The organism is Pseudomonas sp. NPDC087342, assembly GCF_044744265.1.
Taxonomy (GTDB): domain Bacteria; phylum Pseudomonadota; class Gammaproteobacteria; order Pseudomonadales; family Pseudomonadaceae; genus Aquipseudomonas; species Aquipseudomonas nunensis.
Genome location: NZ_JBIUXZ010000035.1, coordinates 1 through 17,948, shown reverse-complemented (window position 1 = coordinate 17,948; position 17,948 = coordinate 1). Strand labels below are relative to the sequence as shown.

The following is a 17,948-nucleotide window of genomic DNA, read 5'->3' as shown; positions in this document are numbered from 1 at the left end:
CGTCCTGGCCCGAAAAAACAGGGCGGGGCAGGCCGTCAACGCAGCTGAAATCTCCCGGTATTCGCACTCAAGGCCTTGCTGCCCTGGCTCAGGGTGTCTGCCGCCAGGTTCACGGCCCGCGCGCCTTCCAGCAGCCTGACGGCGGCCTGATCGACCTGCTGGATATTGCCGCTGACCTCATCGGCGGTGCTCGCTTGCTCTTCGACCGCAGTAGCGATTTGCGCCAGGGTGTCGGTGACGCTCTGTACGGCGCTGGCGATTTCTCCCAGACGTTCACCCAGACCCGTGACGGCTTCGGCGTCGGATTGGGCCTGGCCGCAAGCGGCTTCCATCAAGCTCACGGCTTCATTCACTGTATTGCGCAGGCTGTCGACGGTGCCGGCGATTTGCGCGGTGGAGGATTGCGTGCGCTGGGACAGACTGCGCACTTCATCGGCCACTACGGCAAAGCCGCGACCTTGTTCGCCCGCACGAGCAGCCTCAATGGCAGCGTTGAGCGCTAACAGGTTGGTCTGCTCGGCGACACCGCGAATGGTGTCGACCACCAATTGAATCTGTTGCCCTTGCTCACTGACCCGGCCCAATGCCGCAGCGGTGTCGTTGAGGCGTTGATTGAGCTGCTGAATGCTCGCCGTGGTGCGCTGGCTGTCGCGGCTGCTGTCGGCGGCGATGCGCTGAGTGTGCTGGGCGCTGCCGGACGCTTGTTCACAGCTCTGGGCGACGCCTTGCGAAGTGGCGGCCAATTGCGTGGCAGCGGCGGCGATCTGGCTGATCTGGATTTGCTGGGCTTCGACTTCGCCCAAGGCGCCACTGGAATGATCGTTGAGGGTGCGCACGGCATTGCTCAGTTGCAACGTCTCATGATCGACCCCGAGCAAACTGTTGCGCAGTTGCACCACCGCGACATTCAACGCAGTGCTGATTGCCGCCAGTTCATCGCGACCCTGCACCGGCACTTGCAGGCTGAGGTTTCCGTCGCGCAAGGCTTCGGCCAGCACAGTGATGCCGCTGGCGCTACGACGAATCGAAGCCTGCAAGCACACGAACAAATACAGCGCGGCCAGCAGCAGGCAACCAAAGATCGTCGCCACCAGGATGAATTGGCGGATCGCCGAGCTGTGGTAGTAATCCAGGCGTTGATCCAGTGACACCAGCGATTGCTGGCGCAGCGAGGCGAGGTCCGTGAGCAGTGAATCGAGGTTGCGTTCGAAGTCTTCCGGCTTGAGGTTGATGCTGCCGCCGAACACGCCGTCGTCCAGCACTTTCAAGGTCGAATCCAGATGCTTGAGGCTGTCATGGTACTGCCCGGCCCACGTCTGCAAGGCACTCGGCAGCCGCGCTTCGAGCAGGCTGGCGGTCTTCACCAGTTGCTCCCGCGCATCCCCGATGCGACTGCGCAAATCGCGCAATTGCAGGCGGCTTTGCAGAGTGAACTGCCCGGACACCACCGAAGCCTGGCCGACTGCTGCGAGCCGGCCGACCCGTTCAATCAGGTCCGGTGCATGCTGCGTGGAGATCTGCGTCAGCAAATAGGTTTCCAACCACGGCGCCAGGGTCAGGCGATTGTCCATGACGATCTGTTCGCGCAAGGCTTGCAAGGCGCTCAGGGCATTGGTGAAACGGTCGTAACCGTCCGGCCACCAGCCGACGCTGCTCAGGCTTTTCGAGTCGAGGCCGTTGAGCGCGGTTTGCAGGGCTTGATAGCGGCTCAGGGTTTCACCTTCCGCGCCTTCGGTTTGCAGGGCATTGCCCAAATCTGTCGTGGCTTGGGCGACGGCGGGCTGCACGGCGTCGAAAGCGCCCATGGCGGCGATCGTTGCCGGTGTCGGCTGGCGATTGGTTTCAGTGGCGCGCCAGCGGGCGGCGCGATCACGTTGGGCGGCGAGCAGGTTGTCGAGCGCATCCAGGGACAGCAGTTGACGAACCCCGGCGCGTTCGCCGGAAATCAGTTGCAGCTTGTCGCGATAATCCTGGCCGATCATCAACAGGCTGCCGGCCAGCGGGAGGATGAATAGTAGAAATAGCAACTGAAACTTGCGTGCGAAGCCAAAACGCCCCAGCAGTCCGATCCCCGGTGATAAAAAAGCCTGCATGCCCCATGACTCCTCTGGACACCACGCACCATTGGCGTGCGTCGTGATCGTTGCGACCGCGACTTGTGCCCTTTTAAAAGGCCTCGAAAGTTCACCCTCGCCAGCTCTGTAGGCCGACTCTGTAGCGAAACTTCCCATTCTCGATCCCCTTTGTAAGGGGGCCGCGTTGAAGCGGATAAGCAAGGCAAGATTCAGACCATGGCGTTGCGCTATCACCCACTCTTCGATGAACGACGAGGTCGTTAGCAGGCTAAGGGGATGGCGCTGCTGCACTGAAAAATGGCACATTGACGCACCTGCCCGTGTGCACCCTCTGTTGTACGGAAATTCTCATGGCTATCAGCAATGCCCAGACCGGCGCTACGCCGGCGTCCGCGACTCCACAAAGCAGCCCTTTGGTCATGCGCATCATCGGCGCCGTGGCGCTGGCGCACCTGATCAACGACTTGATTCAGTCAGTGCTGCCGTCGATTTATCCGATGCTCAAGGCCAACTATGGCCTGACCTTTACCCAGGTCGGCCTGATCACCCTGACGTTCCAACTGACCGCCTCGCTGCTGCAGCCGTGGGTCGGTTACCACACAGATCGCCATCCAAAACCGTGGTTATTGCCGGCCGGTACGGTGTGCACGTTGATCGGCATTCTGATGATGTCGGTGGTCGGTAGCTTCCCGATGATCCTGCTGGCGGCCGGATTGATCGGCATCGGTTCTTCGACCTTTCACCCGGAGGCTTCCCGCGTGGCGCGACTGGCCTCGGGCGGGCGTTTCGGCCTGGCGCAATCGACCTTCCAGGTCGGTGGTAATGCTGGTTCGGCGTTCGGTCCATTGCTGGCGGCGGCGATCATCATTCCTTACGGCCAGGGCCACGTCGCGTGGTTCGGGTTGTTCGCGGTGTTTGCGCTGTTCGTGCTTTATCGCATCAGTCGTTGGTACGCCAACCACTTGAACCTGTTCAAGCTCAAGCAAGGCCAGGCGGCGACCCATGGCTTGTCGAAACAGCGGGTGATCAGTGCGCTGGTGGTCCTCGGTTTGCTGGTGTTCTCCAAGTATTTCTACATGGCCAGTTTCACCAGTTACTTCACCTTCTACCTGATCGAGAAATTCGACCTGTCGGTGGCCAGTTCGCAATTGCACCTGTTCCTGTTCCTCGGTGCGGTGGCGGCGGGGACGTTCTTCGGCGGGCCGATTGGCGACAAGATCGGGCGTAAGGCAGTGATCTGGTTTTCGATCCTTGGCGTTGCGCCGTTCACCCTGATCCTGCCGCATGTTGATCTGTTCTGGACCAGCATTCTCAGCGTGGTCATCGGCTTCATCCTCGCCTCGGCGTTCTCCGCCATCGTGGTGTATGCGCAGGAATTGGTGCCAGGTAACGTCGGGATGATTGCCGGGGTGTTCTTCGGTTTGATGTTTGGTTTTGGCGGGATTGGTGCGGCGTTGCTGGGGCATCTGGCGGATGTTCACGGCATCGAATACGTGTACTTCCTATGCTCGTTCTTGCCGCTGTTTGGGGTGTTGGCGATCTTCCTGCCGAGAACCAAAAAGGCCTGATCACCACCGACCTGTGTAGGAGCGAGGCTTGCCCGCGAAGGCGGTGTGTCATTCGCCATTGATGCCAGCTGACACTCCGCCTTCGCGGGCAAGCCTCGCTCCTACAAGGGCGGTGGTGTTGGCCGAATTTCAGGCACAAAAAAGCCGCGTATCAAACGCGGCTTTTTCTTGAGCGATGAACTATCAGACTGTGGCGGGGTTTTGTTTTTCCGGATCAATGCCATAAAGGGCAATTGCCTGCGCCACTTTTTCCCTTGGCAACGTACCTTCATCGGCCAGCGCCTTCAGGGCGGCTACGGCAATAAAGTGGCGATCGACTTCGAAAAACCTGCGCAGTGATTCGCGGGTATCCGATTGACCGAAACCATCGGTACCCAGCGCGACGAAGCGACGTTTGGGCACAAACGGACGGATTTGATCGGCGAATATTTTCATGTAGTCGGTCGCGACGACCACGGGGCCCTGCTTGTCCTGCAAGCAGCTTTCCACATGGCCGATTCGCTGCGTCTCTTGCGGGTGCAGCAGGTTCCAGCGCTCGACTTCCTGGCCTTCGCGACGTAGCTCGGTCAGGCTTGTCACGCTCCATACTTCGCTGCTGACGCCGAAGTCAGACTCCAGCAACTGGGCAGCGGCGATGACTTCCAGCAGGATCGAACCACAACCCATCAACTGCACATGTTTGCCTTCGACCTGCGTGGCCGTGGCCGAGAGCGGGTACATCCCTTTGAGAATCCCTTGTTCGGCGCCATCGGGCATGTCCGGGTGGGCGTAGTTTTCGTTGAGCAGGGTGATGTAGTAGTAGATGTCCTCGTTCTCGACGTACATGCGGCGCATGCCGTCCTGGATAATCACGGCCAATTCATAGGCATAGGTCGGGTCGTAAGACACACAGCACGGGACGGTCGAAGACAGCACGTGACTGTGGCCATCGTCGTGTTGCAACCCTTCACCCATCAAGGTGGTCCGGCCCGAAGTCGCACCGAGCAGAAAGCCCCTGGCCCGAGCGTCACCGGCGGCCCAAGCGAGGTCGCCGACTCGCTGGAAACCAAACATGGAATAGAAGATATAGAAGGGCACGGTCATCACACCGTGTGTGCTGTATGAAGTGCTCGCCGCAATCCAAGAGGAGATGGCGCCTGATTCGTTCAGGCCCTCCTGCATGATCTGACCGTCCCGGGCCTCTTTGTAGTAGCTGAGTTGGCCAGCATCCTGAGGCGTATACAGTTGGCCGACGTGGGAATGAATGCCGATTTGGCGGAACAGGCTTTCCATGCCGAAGGTCCGTGATTCGTCCGGGACGATCGGCACGATCAGTTTGCCGATATTCGGGTCCTTGAGCAGCGTCCCAAGGATCCGCACGAAGGCCATGGTGGTGGAGATCTCACGCTCGCCAGTGCCTTTGAGCTGGGTGCCCAGGGTTGATAACGGTGGGATCTGCAGCGGTTCGGCCACACTGATTCGCTCTGGAATGTAGCCACCCAGTTCGGTGCGCCTGGCTTGCAGGTATCGCGCCTCGACACTGTCCGGGGCAGGTTTGAGATAGGGCATTTCGCCCAGTTGATCGTCAGTGATTTCCAGCGAAAAACGATCGCGGAATGCCCTGATCGCATCCTCGCCCATCTTCTTCAGTTGATGATTGATGTTCTGGCCTTCGCCCGCTTCACCCATGCCAAAACCTTTGACGGTCTTGGCCAGAATGACGGTCGGCCCGCCGGTGTGGCGCATGGCCGCAGCATAGGCGTTGTAGACTTTTTCCGGGTCGTGACCGCCGCGAGACAGCTTCCAGATTTCCTCGTCGGTCATGTCGCTGACCAGTTCCAGCAGCTCGGGGTATTTACCGAAGAAGTGTTCGCGTACGTAAGCGCCGTTCTGGGATTTGTAGTTTTGATATTCGCCGTCGACACATTCCATCATGCGCTGGCGTAGCAGACCGCTTTTGTCCTTGTCCAGCAGGGCATCCCAGCCACCGCCCCAGATCACTTTGATGACATTCCAGCCGGCCGCCCGGTACAGGCTTTCGAATTCCTGGATCACTTTGGCGTTGCCGCGCACCGGGCCATCCAGACGCTGCAGGTTGCAGTTGACGACGAAGATAATGTTGTCGAGTTTCTCCCGGCCGGCGAGGGAAATGGCGGCCAGGGATTCCGGCTGGTCCATTTCTCCATCGCCCAGGAATGCCCAGACTTTTCGCCCCTGATGTTCTTTCAGGCCGCGATCTTCGAGGTAGCGCATGAAGCGTGCCTGGTAGGCCGCAGTGATTGGCCCCAGGCCCATGGATACGGTGGGGAACTGCCAGAAATCGGGCATGAGCCGAGGGTGGGGATAGGACGACACGCCATCGCGATCGGTCTCGCGCCGAAAGTTATCCAGCTGATCTTCGCTCAAGCGTCCTTCAAGGTAGGCGCGCCCATAGATACCCGGCGAGGAGTGGCCCTGGATGTACACCATGTCGCCACCGAACTGCTCGGTTCGACCGCGGAAGAAATGTTCGAAGCCGACGTCGTAGAGGATCGCGGCCGAGGCATAGGAGGCGATGTGTCCGCCCACATTCGAATGCTTGCCGGCGCGCAGCACCATGGCCAGGGCATTCCAGCGGATGTAAGCATTGATCCGCCGCTCCACGGCCAGATCGCCGGGATAGGCTTGCTGGCGGTCCACCGCAATCGTGTTGACGTAGGGCGTAGTGACTCGCCCGTAAAAATCTCCATGCTGGGTGACATCGAAGTCCAGCAACTGATCGATCAGGTAATGGGCTCGAGGGCGGCCTTCGACGCTCAGAACCGATTCAATGGACTCGAGCCATTCGCGGGTTTCTTGTGGGTCTTCGTCGAGAAACACTGATTGTTGTGCCATCGTCGTCTCCTGGATGGTGCAGCGGGAGAACCGAATGTTCGGTTCCCTGGCGAAGGGGATCGGCATGCACCAATCCCTCGGAATGCTTTTAGTTGCAACTGCAACTATGTGCGGAATTTATCGTGCTGCGCGTTACAATTGCAACTAAATCGATTCCATTGGAAGGGTGCAGCATGTCTTCAAGCGAGCCGGATACCTGGTTCAGATTCGTCAGGGCGCATCGGTGCCTGATACGGGAAATCGAGCGCCGCCTGGCTGCGGCCGGGCTACCTGCTTACGCTTGGTACGATGCGTTGTGGGGGCTGGAAAGTGGTCCCAACGGCACCCGGCGCATGAATGAATTGGCCGATGTCATGGCGATCGAACGCTACAACCTCACGCGCCTGATTGACCGCCTGGAGGCCGAGGGCCTTGTCGAGCGCAGTCGTGCCAGCGACGACGGCCGGGGTGCCTATGCCGCCATCACCGAGCGAGGCAAAGTGCTGCGCAAGAAGATGTGGCAGATTTACGAAAGCGCCGTCGACGAACTGTTTCTGGCGCAATTCGATGATCAGCAGCAACGTTTCTTCAGCGAAGCCCTGGAGCGCGCGGCAAGTGCCGCCAGAAACAGCTCGCGGGGCGTGTGAGCACCGCCGGTTCATTGCAACTGATAACGCTGCATCGCCTGCTCGACGTACTCGTGGGGGATCTTGTCTTCCTGCGCCAGGGCTCGCAGCGCCAAGGTGACAATCCAGCGCTTGTCTACCGTCTGTCCCGCGTTCGGTGCGGCTGGTAGCGATGCGGTTGATTCGGCACCGAGGGCTACAAAACGCGCGGTGATGTGTGCGCCTATCTGATCGACTACATGCTGCGCATAGCCGGTCACGGCAATAACCGGAGAGTCCTCGGCGTCCAGGCATTCGCGCAGATGCGAGGAGCGCCGTGGCATGCCGGGATGCACTCGGGTCCAGCGTTGGGCGCTATCGGCATCCCGCGCCAGACGGGTATAGCTGGGGCAACTCCAGAGCTCGCTGGCCACGCCCCAGTCGTCACGCAACATCCGCGCCGCTGAAATCACCGCACGCAAGGCGAGTCCCGCTCCCAACAGGCGAACGCTTGGCTGCTGCGTGCCAGCTTCTTTCTCGCTGATCTTGTACATGCCTTTGAGCGCCTGGCTCGCGCTGAAGCTGCTGATGGGGTCCATGAATTCGTTGGGCTCATCGTGCAGCGCCATGTAGTAAAAACCGTGACGGCCTTCGACATACAAGCTCTGCAACGCAGCCATTGCAATGGCGCGTGCCTCCGCGCCGCTGGCTGGATCGAATGGCAGGCATTGCGGGTTGGCGGCCAGCCAGAGAGACACCCAGGGATGAGTGCCCTTGGGCCAGGTGGAGGACAGCGTCTCAATGTCGTTACAGAAAATCCCGCGCTGGGCGGACTCGTTGGACAGCGCGCAAAGCTCTGCCGACGTTGCGGAACGGGTCAGGTACAACAAAGGTTTTTCACTGGAACAGGCCTGTGGGCTGAACCGCAGTGGCCAAGCGCTGATACGCGTGTGCGCTGCTTCCGCGCCAGGTTGCTGATTGGATCGCACCACCCAGACATTCGTTGCCGTTTCCGGATCTTGTTCCAGGCGATCGGCAATTTCGATCATGGTGTCGAGCGGTGAAGCGGATCCTTCATGGGGCTGATCGGCAAGCGCCTGAATCTTTTCGATACAGGCCTGGGCTGCCAGGCCGGTCTCCCGGGTTGTGCTGAAACTGGAAAAACCGATCATATTTCAAAGCACTCCGTGCGTTCCGTCGTCCTTGCACCATACTGCACGCGTTAATATGATTGCAAATGCAATGATATTCATCACTGTCAAATGGAGCCTCCGATGAACGCCTCTTATCCCCTTACTTTTTATACGGCTGATACACCCAACGGGCAGAAGATCAGCATTTTCCTGAAAGAAGCCCACATCATTTGTGAGCAGGTGAAGTTCAATCTGTCCGAAGGACGACAACATTCACCGGAGTACCTGCTGATCAATCCGAACGGAAAGATCCCCGCAATCGTTGATCATCAGGCCGGAATTTCGGTTTTCGAATCAGCAGCCATCTTGAGTTACTTGTCGCACAAGTTCGATTGTTTGCAGCCGAAGTCTGCTGCCGAACAGCTTGTGGTCCAGCAATGGTTGTTTTTCCAGGTCGGCGCCATCGGCCCGATGCTCGGTCAGCTCTGGTGGTTTTTGCACGGCAGTAAGTCGCAGAACCAAGAAGCGATTGCGCGTTATCGCAAAGAGGCATTACGCATTTACAACGTGGTGGATCAGCGGTTGGCGGTGAGTGTCTACCTGGCATCAGACAGCTACTCAATAGCCGATATTGCGGCTTTTCCCTGGTTGCGAACGCACGAGGAACTCGAACTGGATATCACACCGTTCAGCCATGTGAGTCGCTGGCTGGAGGTTATCGAGTCGCGGCCAGCGGTACAGGCAGGGCTGGCTGATTCTCGGGAAGCCTCCGCGAACTGACACCGTTATTTCAATTATCCGCTTGCTCATAAAGCCGCACTCATCCGGAGGGAAGGGCGGCTTTTTATATTCAACGTATTATTATAAATAAAATAGCGTATGCTTTAATCAGATGAGTCATCTGTCATTTTTTAATAAAGATCGGTTTGTATGACTGTGCTATTACGGCGCTCGTGCTTAAATTCGTCTATGTAGTGCGCTTTTATTTTTACTACAAGCCTGGCCCTTGGATTCGATATTGATTGAGTAATCGATATTGAAGGGTGATTCAATTAGCTGAATACTATAAAAACAGGATTTTTTATGATCACTCAACTATTTGACCACAGGGTGGTGGCTAAAGATGAGTCCGAACTGGATTATCGATTGCGTCGTGCCTTCGAGAGGTGCTTTGAATCCTTGAATGGCTGTCATTATGCTTATTTTGTGATGCATAAAAGCCTGCAAGTCAAACCGCGAATTATTTCGAACTATCCCGAACCTTGGCTCGAAGCTTATAAGGCCGCCGATTTCCACTTGATAGATCCTGTGATCAATCACGGCATGAAGTGTATTGCTCCTTTCTCCTGGCGAGAGGCGCTTGAGTCCACAGAGCCAGGGCAAGGCAATGACGTATTTACCTTGTCGGAGAAATACCAGATCTCGAAGGGGTTCACCTTCAATCTGCATGACTCGAACGGTTTGTTCGCAGCACTCAGCATTTGCAATACCGAGCACAGAGTCGACTTCGAGCAAGTCATGATGAACCGCACGGCAGAAATTCAGATGACGCTCATCCGGTTCCACAACAACCTGACAGCCAGTTTTACGCCGAGTGAACTCTTTCCAGAGTCGGGTGATACCAGTCTTTCAGACAAGGAAATGGGCATACTGAAATGGGTGGTGATGGGCAAGGCCTACAGCGAAGTTGCTGCGATTCACGCCATTTCTGTGCGTACCGTGAAGTTCCACATGTCCAATGTCGTTAACAAACTACAGGTGAGCAACGCCAAACAGGCGGTCTACAAGGCTGTGAGCCTGGGAATTGTCTGAATCCCGTGCTGTTCACTGGTATGGAGTGGGCTGGCAATTGATATCGACCACTTCATGTAGCGGCTGGCCGTTCTTCGATTCGATGGCGTCTTTGAGACGCTGATCATTCTCGCTGGACACCGGCATATTGAGCAGCAGTACTTTCTCTCCTGGCGAGGCTTCGCCGCTGTCCAGTACTTCGTAGTGCCATCCCGCCTTGCGAACGATGCGCGACATGGCTTGGCTGACGACTGTGATGATCGAGTCAAGCCCTGCACGGGCAGCGTAGGTGTGCATGGCCAGGAGAAGCATCTCGGTGAGGGCAAATTGGCCCAGCCCCAACGCCCGAGAGCGAGTCTTGTCGACGAAAAACCGGCTTGACTCTGCGATCCGGATATTCTTGGGCAATGTGTACTCGAAAAAATCGCGAAATGGTCCCTCAACCATGTAGGGATACACCGTGTTGATCAGGCGCAGACTGGCTAACGATACTCCCGAACACGTCCCTATCAGGTAAGTCGAAAAGGCATTGTCATACTCGTCGACTTCATGGCCACCACAAACACTAACTCTCCAATTAAGCCTGTCAGCGAACACCTCTTTTCGTAATCCATACAAGTTTCCCAATAGCGCTTGGGAAGCATTTGAGTGCTCGACATTATAAAAGCTGACTTTGTCCATGCTGATCGCAGTTTCCGTCCGTGGAAGAAGAGGGCAGGTGGTGGCCACCACTTATTCACAAACAGGATGAAGTGACGGTTTGAATAAATCAACTGTACCTAGAATCAGGGGCGGCGCTTTACTCATCTTGTAATCATTCAGATTGCCAATCGATGTTGATTCGCACGTAGGTACAGTTGTCGGTTGTCCGCGCAGCGATAAGTATAAGGAGGCCTATCCAGCGGATGACTATTAACTCTTACAGGAACAATAATATGAGTGTCGTGAGTACCCGCCAGAAAACTAAAGATGACATCACGCAACATGAAATTTCAGCCTTGAAGACCCGATTCAATCTTGCAGATGCCCATACACATCAAGATCAGAGTTTCACCCAGCGACAGATTGTCGATCGTCTTCCTGAATTGTGGTATCGCGCTCAGGGGCAAACTCAGTACCAGAGCGAGCAAGAGTTCATCCAGGCCTTCTTCACTTTTCACGGACAAGAGCATGCGCTCAAGCGTCACGATGAAATTTACCTGGTCTATGCGGCTTCGATCGCCATGCATATCACAGCGACCTATCTGCGCAAGCGCGACATGAGTGTCGGGCTGATTGAACCTTGTTTCGATAACCTGCATGACTTGCTCAAACACATGGAAGTGCCGCTGTCGCCGCTGGACGAGGCGATCTTTCGTTCGCCGAGCGATGTCTACGCAAATCTTCAGACCGCAGCGGCAAAGGTCGATGCGATTTTCCTGGTTGACCCTAACAATCCCACCGGCTCAAGTATGTTCGCTGACGGCGCGCAGGCCTTTATGGAAGTGGCGCGTTACTGCAAGGACTACGGCAAGTTGCTGATTCTGGATTTCTGCTTTGCGGCGTTCTTCAAGACCGCCGGCGGCAGCCGATTAGATGCGTATGCGATTCTCGATGACATCGGTACCCAGTACATCATCATGGAGGACACGGGCAAGACCTGGCCGCTACAAGATACAAAGTGCGCCACGATCATGGCCAGTAAGGCCCTCAACGCCGACATTTACAGCATCGTGACCAGTGTCTTGCTGAATGTCTCGCCGTTCATTCTGAATGTGGTGACGCAATACATTAACGACAGCCGTGATGACGATTTTGAATCCGTGCGCTGTGTGCTCGATGTCAATCGCGAGACCGCCCGGCGTCATTTGCAGGGTGACTTTTTGAACTACCTGACGCCCATGGTTGAAACCAGCGTGGCCTGGTTCGAAATCGTGCGCAAAGGTGTATCAGCCGATGACCTGCAGGCTTACCTGATGGACTACGCGGTTTACGTCCTGCCAGGTAAGTATTTTTACTGGAGCAAGCCGCAGACAGGCCAGAAATACATCCGTCTGGCGCTGGCACGCAAACCCGAAGAGTTCCAGTTGGCGATCGAAACCATTGCCCAGGCGCTGGAGAATTATCATGGATGAAGTCGTCCTGCCGATTATCGATGCCACCGTTTTCATGGGGATGCACCACAGCGAACCACTACTGCGGGCAAAGTCGCTGGGTTTCTTCAACAGTTTCTCTGAGCGTCAGGTGCTGATGAGCTTCGGCCAAATCGGTATCTGCGATGCAATCATCTGGAAGAAGAGTCGTCACCTGCAGGATGTCTATTACCCCTTCATGGACGTCCTCCATACAGAAATGGATATCCAGCGTCAGGGGTACTGCAATGAAGTGTTGCGCCGCGCCTGCCTGGAGTCTGATTGGGGGCACCTGAACGTCGAGAAGAAATTGCTGGCCGCGCATGTTCTCGAGCATCGCCGGCCTCTTTTTACTCATGATCAGCAATTGCTGGAAATGACAGTGTTGCAGCCTTTCCTCCAGGCTTTCCCCCTGTGGGTTTCCGGCCCCGCTTTTCCTCAATCCTTGCAGACCCTTTTTGAGCAGTCCGGTGAAATGTTAATCAACCAAGAGGACTTCCTGAATGTCTGGTAAGAGCGTTTTCGTTCCGTTGATTTCACCGCTGGATGAACTGTCGCAAATCTGTGAGTCGAGTGTGCGTCGCCTGCTGCAGTGTTCGCGACCGTATGTCGACGGTTACATCCCCTGCCTGACCTCGGGTGAAGGCTGGCGTCTGGGGCGAAGGGATTGGCAGCGAATGCTGGAACTGACATTGGCGTACGCGCAGGATAAAACGGTGATCGCCGGCATCGAGCGCGCAACGACTGCCGAGGTACTTGAATACGCATTGCTGGCGCAGGAATTGGGGGCTCAGGCCGTCATGTTTACTTCCCCGTTTGCTGAAGGAACGCGCCAGGACCAGATGATTGAGCATTATCGTGAGGTTCACGATTCCACCTCATTGAATATCTACATCTACAACGAATCTGCGCTATCCGGTAACGAAAAAAACTTCGAGACGTTGCTGGCCATCGCTGAACTGCCTCGGGTGATTGGCATCAAGGATTCGCCTTCTCTACCGCGCACGCAAAAGCAAATCGAGCTATTGCGCGCACAAGGCCTGGATTACTTCATCGGCTGGGAAATGCTGCTGGCACGGGAGCTTGAGTCTGACGGAAATGTCGTTTCGTTGGCCAATCTGGAACCCGGTCTCTGTCGGCTGGCGATTGGCGCTCGACAAGCATCGATTGGGGAACTGGTCGCGACGCTCAACGTGTACTTCGATCTTGCGGCTGACGATTGGTACGCTCAGGTCAAAAAAGAACTCAAGGCCCGAGGTGTCATCAGCACAGGCCTGGTGTTGGCGGAAAAGGGGACGGTGGGATGAGCGATTTGCAGAAAGAGCTGTTTCTGGCTAATCGCGCCTGCATCAAGCAGCTCAAGCCACTTGATAGCCGGATCGCCGCCTTCGAGCGTGACTGGATTTACTCGACAATCAACAAGACCCGCACTGCGAATACGCCGGCCGATCTCGGCGCATTACGCCAGCAATTGGCCGACCTGGTGGAAGAGGATCGCAGCGAGGTCCCTGCAAGTGCTCGCTACGTTGCCGAGCACATGCCGCGAGACGAGTTCAAAATCCTGGTTCAGGAATTCGCACTCGATGGTCTTACCGAAGCGCAGGTGTTCTATCACCTCATGCCGCGTCTCAGCCTTGCGGCACAGATGCCAATGTTGCGAATGATGATCGACGAGTTTGGTTCCGGCAATCTCAAGCGCTCGCACACCACGTTGTATGTCGACCTCCTCAAAGAGCTGGAAATGCCGATCGACCTGGAGTTCTACGTCGGTGCCAACTCATCGGCCGGTTTCTCGTTCCCCAACATGTTCTGTTGGTTAACGATGCGCGCGGATGATCCTTCGTACTTCGCCGGTGTCATTACCTATTTCGAGACCGTCGTACCTTTTTTCTTCGAGTGTTACACGTCGATATGCGAGCGTTTACAGATCAAGGCCCATACGTATTATTCGGAGCACGTGCACATTGACGTATTCCATGCCATAGAAGGCCAGCGCCTGCTTAAAGCGATGGATGCGACGGGGGATCTGGACCCGGTAAAAGCCTGGCACGGCATCTGTATGGGGCGCGACATTACCAACGCTGCTTTTGATGCCGCCGTGGACAAGGCGCAGCGTCAGAAGCTCTTCGAGAGGGGGCGGGTTGTTGAACGAGCTATCTGAGTTTCATCGTTCCGGCACATTTACCCTCGTTGTCGATGATCAGCAATATCAAGTGCCGCATGCCTGCCCTCACCGTGATGGCTGGCTGATCCACGGGACCATCAACGAAAAGCGCAAAAGCATTACGTGCCCATTACATTTTTCAGTGTTTAGCCTCGAAACAGGTGAGCAACTGAGTGGGCCACCTTGCGGGCGCCTGGAGGTAAAGCGCTTAACGCCTGGCGTTCTCTGAACCATGCTTGAGCATGAAATCCTGCACCATGCACGCGCGTTAACGCTGTGCATCTGAAACGAAAAATCCCCGTATCATCGAATGATTACGGGGATTTTTTTGTCTATCGAGGTCCGTGTAAACCACGGTCCTTGTTAAACGTTGAAACGGAAGTGCATCACGTCGCCGTCTTTGACGATGTAGTCCTTGCCTTCCAGACGCCATTTACCGGCTTCTTTGGTGCCGGCTTCGCCCTTGTACTGGATGAAGTCGTCGTAGGCGATGACTTCGGCGCGGATGAAGCCTTTTTCGAAGTCGGTGTGGATCACGCCAGCGGCTTGCGGTGCGGTGGCACCGACGCGGACGGTCCAGGCGCGGACTTCTTCGACACCGGCGGTGAAGTAGGTCTGCAGGTGCAGCATCTCGTAGCCGGCGCGGATCACGCGGTTCAGGCCAGGTTCTTCCAGGCCCAGGGCTTCGAGGAACATGTCTTTCTCTTCGCCGTCTTCCAGCTCGGCGATTTCGGCTTCAATCTTGTTGCAGACCGGAACCACCATGGCGCCTTCTTCTTCGGCGATGGCCTTGACGATGTCCAGCAGCGGGTTGTTCTCGAAACCGTCTTCAGCGACGTTAGCGATGTACATGACCGGCTTGGTGGTCAGCAGGTGGAAACCACGAACCACTGCTTTATCGTCGGCGCCCATGTTCTTCATCAGGGTGCGCGCTGGCTTGCCGAGGGTGAAGTGAGCGATCAATTGCTCCAGCAGGCCTTTCTGGACCACTGCATCCTTGTCGCCACCCTTGGCGTTGCGGGTGACTTTCTGCAGTTGCTTCTCGCAGCTGTCGAGGTCGGCGAAGATCAGTTCCAGGTCGATGATTTCGATGTCGCGTTTCGGGTCGACGCTGTTGGAGACGTGAATCACGTTCTCGTCTTCGAAGCAGCGGACCACGTGGGCGATGGCATCGGTTTCACGGATGTTGGCCAGAAACTTGTTGCCCAGGCCTTCACCTTTCGAGGCGCCGGCAACCAGGCCCGCGATGTCGACGAATTCCATGGTGGTCGGCAGGATGCGTTTTGGATTGACGATGGCTGCCAGGGCTTCCAGACGCGGATCCGGCATCGGCACGATACCGGTGTTCGGCTCGATGGTGCAGAAGGGGAAGTTCTCGGCCGCGATCCCGGATTTGGTCAGGGCGTTGAATAGGGTGGACTTGCCGACGTTAGGCAGGCCGACGATGCCGCAATTGAATCCCATGGTGTTTTCCCCGAGGAGTGAGTCAGGCCTTCTGGCTGTGCAGGTTTTTCATCGCGCGGTTCCATTCCCCGGCGAGGATATCCGGCAGCACGCCGAGGGCAAAGTCGATGCTGGCATCGAGTTTTTCCTGTTCGGCGCGTGGCGCACGACCCAGGACGAAATTTGAAACCATACTGGCTACGCCCGGGTGGCCAATGCCAAGCCGCAAGCGGTAGAAGGTATTCTGATTGCCCAGCTGCGCGATGATGTCGCGTAACCCGTTGTGACCGCCATGGCCGCCACCCAGTTTGAGTTTGGCAACGCCCGGTGGCAGGTCGAGTTCGTCATGCGCCACGAGGATTTCTTCAGGCTTGATGCGGAAGAATCCAGCGAGTGCCGCGACGGCTTGGCCGCTGCGGTTCATGTACGTGGTGGGAATCAGCAGACGAACATCCTGACCCTGATGCGAATAGCGCCCGGTCAGGCCGAAATATTTGCGGTCCGCCACAAGATTTACGCCTTGTGCGTTCGCGATGCGCTCAACAAAAAGGGCCCCTGCGTTATGCCGGGTCTGTTCGTATTCAGCGCCTGGATTTCCCAGGCCAACGATCAGTTTGATGGCAGTCACGATAGGGGCCCTTCCTTGGAGTGGTGGATAACATCGCCGCAATCAGGGAGTGCGGCAAAAGTGGACGACAAGTGCTCATTTACCATTATGTAAACTCCGCGTTCTCGCCCGCTTTCTCGCTACGCTCTAGTCCGCGATGTTTCCGGTCACTCCGGCGAACAGAGTGAAATTACTCTGCTGCGCCTTCTTCGGTAGCTTCTGGAGCAACACGTGGGGCGTGGACGTTGGCAACAGCCTTGTCATCACCGTGTGCCAGAGCAACAAACTCAACGCCTTTAGGGGCTTTGAGGTCGGACAAGTGAATGATCGAACCGATTTCGGCGTTAGCCAGGTCGACTTCGATGAATTCAGGCAGGTCTTTCGGCAGGCAGGTCACTTCGATTTCCGAAACAACGTGCGAAACTTCGCCGCCTTTCTTGATCGGGGCTTCTTCACCAATGAAGTGTACAGGCACAACAGCGGTCAGTTTCTGACCAGCTACTACGCGTACGAAGTCAGCGTGCAGTACGTGACCTTTAGCCGGGTGACGTTGCAGAGCTTTGATGATTACGTTCTGCTTGGTGCCGCCAACGTTCAGCTCGATGATGTGGCTGTAAGCCGCTTCGTTTTCGAGCAGTTTGGCAACTTCTTTAGCCAGCATGCTGATGGATTCAGGGGCTTTTTCGCCACCGTAAACTACAGCTGGTACCAGGCTTGCGAGACGACGCAGGCGGCGGCTCGCACCTTTCCCCAGGTCGGAACGCACTTCAGCATTCAGAGTAAAATCGTTCATGTTGTATCTCCAAAATAACCACATTCGCCCCAGCGGTTGCGACCAGCGCTAAAGGCGATATGGGCAAAAAAGCCCCGCCCCGACAGGAATGCCGGGGCGGGGCGCTTTTCGTCAACGAGACATTCGAGAAGGGCAGGGCCCTTAACGGAACATCGCGCTGATCGATTCTTCATTGCTGATGCGGCGGACCGCCTCGGCAACTACCGGCGCGATATCCAGTTGACGGATACGCGAACAGGCTTGAGCAGCAGCGGACAACGGGATGGTGTTAGTCACCACCAGTTCGTCCAGCATGGAATTTTCAATGTTTTCGATCGCCCGACCGGACAGCACAGGGTGTGTGCAGTAGGCGAAAACCTTGGCAGCGCCATGCTCTTTCAGGGCCTTGGCCGCGTGGCACAGAGTGCCGGCGGTATCGACCATGTCATCGACCAGAATACAGGTACGCCCTTCGACATCACCGATGATATGCATCACTTCAGAGTGATTGGCTTTCTCACGGCGTTTGTCGATGATCCCGAGATCTACGCCCAGGGATTTGGCAACAGCACGTGCACGCACGACGCCGCCAATGTCCGGGGACACGATCATCAGGTTTTCGAAGCGCTGATCTTCAATGTCATCCACCAATACGGGGGAGCCGTAGATGTTATCTACCGGAATATCGAAGAAACCCTGGATTTGGTCAGCATGCAGATCAACCGTGAGAACACGATCGATGCCGACTACGGTAAGCATGTCAGCGACGACTTTCGCGCTGATAGCCACACGTGCGGAACGCGGACGGCGATCCTGACGGGCATAACCAAAGTAAGGAATAACAGCA

The 17,948-nt window shown here is 56.5% G+C and carries 17 protein-coding genes; 9 read left to right on the top strand and 8 right to left on the bottom strand.

All coding sequences use genetic code 11. The annotated features are described in order from the left end of the window. Positions 1-35: 35 nt before the first annotated feature. Positions 36-2,093, bottom strand: a complete 2,058-nt coding sequence (locus ACIOYV_RS31790) for a methyl-accepting chemotaxis protein (protein ID WP_401330239.1) — start codon at positions 2,091-2,093, stop codon at positions 36-38. Positions 2,094-2,425: 332 nt separating this feature from the next. Here ACIOYV_RS31790 and ACIOYV_RS31785 point away from each other — a divergent pair, with 332 nt between their 5' ends. Then, complete coding sequence (locus ACIOYV_RS31785; RefSeq protein ID WP_054045706.1) at positions 2,426-3,643, top strand: MFS transporter; 1,218 nt, start codon at positions 2,426-2,428, stop codon at positions 3,641-3,643. Positions 3,644-3,826: 183 nt separating this feature from the next. Here ACIOYV_RS31785 and aceE read toward each other — a convergent pair whose 3' ends face one another. Beyond that, complete coding sequence (aceE, locus tag ACIOYV_RS31780) at positions 3,827-6,496, bottom strand: pyruvate dehydrogenase (acetyl-transferring), homodimeric type (protein ID WP_401330235.1); 2,670 nt, start codon at positions 6,494-6,496, stop codon at positions 3,827-3,829. Between the two features lie 173 nt (positions 6,497-6,669). Between aceE and ACIOYV_RS31775 the strand changes: the two genes are divergently transcribed. Next, positions 6,670-7,122 carry a MarR family winged helix-turn-helix transcriptional regulator gene (locus tag ACIOYV_RS31775; protein ID WP_401330299.1) on the top strand — a complete coding sequence of 151 codons (453 nt, stop codon included), beginning with the start codon at positions 6,670-6,672 and terminating at the stop codon, positions 7,120-7,122. Between the two features lie 11 nt (positions 7,123-7,133). Here the strand turns inward: ACIOYV_RS31775 and ACIOYV_RS31770 are convergent, their stop codons facing one another. Continuing rightward, the gene (locus ACIOYV_RS31770) at positions 7,134-8,252 is read right to left on the bottom strand and encodes a transketolase-like TK C-terminal-containing protein (protein ID WP_401330232.1); all 1,119 of its coding nucleotides are present in this window, start codon (positions 8,250-8,252) and stop codon (positions 7,134-7,136) included. Between the two features lie 102 nt (positions 8,253-8,354). Here ACIOYV_RS31770 and ACIOYV_RS31765 point away from each other — a divergent pair, with 102 nt between their 5' ends. After that, positions 8,355-8,993: a glutathione S-transferase family protein gene (locus ACIOYV_RS31765; RefSeq protein ID WP_401330229.1), complete on the top strand. Its 639-nt coding sequence runs from the start codon at positions 8,355-8,357 to the stop codon at positions 8,991-8,993. A 303-nt stretch (positions 8,994-9,296) separates the two neighbouring features. Continuing rightward, positions 9,297-10,025: a LuxR family transcriptional regulator gene (locus ACIOYV_RS31760; RefSeq protein ID WP_401330226.1), complete on the top strand. Its 729-nt coding sequence runs from the start codon at positions 9,297-9,299 to the stop codon at positions 10,023-10,025. Positions 10,026-10,037: 12 nt separating this feature from the next. Here the strand turns inward: ACIOYV_RS31760 and ACIOYV_RS31755 are convergent, their stop codons facing one another. Beyond that, entirely contained in the window at positions 10,038-10,685 is a 648-nt protein-coding gene (locus tag ACIOYV_RS31755; RefSeq protein ID WP_401330223.1) for an acyl-homoserine-lactone synthase, read from the bottom strand. A 254-nt stretch (positions 10,686-10,939) separates the two neighbouring features. Between ACIOYV_RS31755 and ACIOYV_RS31750 the strand changes: the two genes are divergently transcribed. From ACIOYV_RS31750 to ACIOYV_RS31730, 5 genes are read left to right on the top strand one after another with little or no spacing between them, the layout of a single operon-like run. After that, a complete protein-coding gene (locus tag ACIOYV_RS31750; RefSeq protein ID WP_401330220.1) occupies positions 10,940-12,118 on the top strand; it encodes a pyridoxal phosphate-dependent aminotransferase in 1,179 nt (392 codons plus the stop codon). Beyond that, positions 12,111-12,629, top strand: coding sequence for a DUF6190 family protein (locus ACIOYV_RS31745; RefSeq protein ID WP_401330217.1), 519 nt, complete (start codon positions 12,111-12,113; stop codon positions 12,627-12,629). The genes ACIOYV_RS31750 and ACIOYV_RS31745 overlap by 8 nt, the downstream gene beginning before the upstream one ends. Beyond that, positions 12,619-13,422, top strand: a complete 804-nt coding sequence (locus tag ACIOYV_RS31740) for a dihydrodipicolinate synthase family protein (protein ID WP_401330214.1) — start codon at positions 12,619-12,621, stop codon at positions 13,420-13,422. Before ACIOYV_RS31745 ends, ACIOYV_RS31740 begins: the two co-directional genes overlap by 11 nt. After that, positions 13,419-14,276 carry an iron-containing redox enzyme family protein gene (locus ACIOYV_RS31735; RefSeq protein WP_401330211.1) on the top strand — a complete coding sequence of 286 codons (858 nt, stop codon included), beginning with the start codon at positions 13,419-13,421 and terminating at the stop codon, positions 14,274-14,276. Before ACIOYV_RS31740 ends, ACIOYV_RS31735 begins: the two co-directional genes overlap by 4 nt. Beyond that, positions 14,206-14,508, top strand: a complete 303-nt coding sequence (locus tag ACIOYV_RS31730) for a Rieske (2Fe-2S) protein (RefSeq protein ID WP_401330208.1) — start codon at positions 14,206-14,208, stop codon at positions 14,506-14,508. The genes ACIOYV_RS31735 and ACIOYV_RS31730 overlap by 71 nt, the downstream gene beginning before the upstream one ends. Before the next feature lie 134 nt (positions 14,509-14,642). On the opposite strand, the gene ychF is transcribed toward ACIOYV_RS31730, so the two are convergent. The 4 genes from ychF to ACIOYV_RS31710 form a co-directional block, all read right to left on the bottom strand. Next, the gene (gene ychF / locus ACIOYV_RS31725; RefSeq protein WP_054045704.1) at positions 14,643-15,743 is read right to left on the bottom strand and encodes a redox-regulated ATPase YchF; all 1,101 of its coding nucleotides are present in this window, start codon (positions 15,741-15,743) and stop codon (positions 14,643-14,645) included. A 22-nt stretch (positions 15,744-15,765) separates the two neighbouring features. After that, the gene (gene pth, locus ACIOYV_RS31720; RefSeq protein ID WP_054045702.1) at positions 15,766-16,350 is read right to left on the bottom strand and encodes an aminoacyl-tRNA hydrolase; all 585 of its coding nucleotides are present in this window, start codon (positions 16,348-16,350) and stop codon (positions 15,766-15,768) included. 169 nt (positions 16,351-16,519) lie between these two features. Beyond that, positions 16,520-17,122, bottom strand: a complete 603-nt coding sequence (locus ACIOYV_RS31715; protein WP_163911940.1) for a 50S ribosomal protein L25/general stress protein Ctc — start codon at positions 17,120-17,122, stop codon at positions 16,520-16,522. A 141-nt stretch (positions 17,123-17,263) separates the two neighbouring features. Further along, positions 17,264-17,948: ribose-phosphate pyrophosphokinase (locus ACIOYV_RS31710; RefSeq protein ID WP_401330203.1), on the bottom strand; the 685-nt coding region annotated here is incomplete at its 5' end.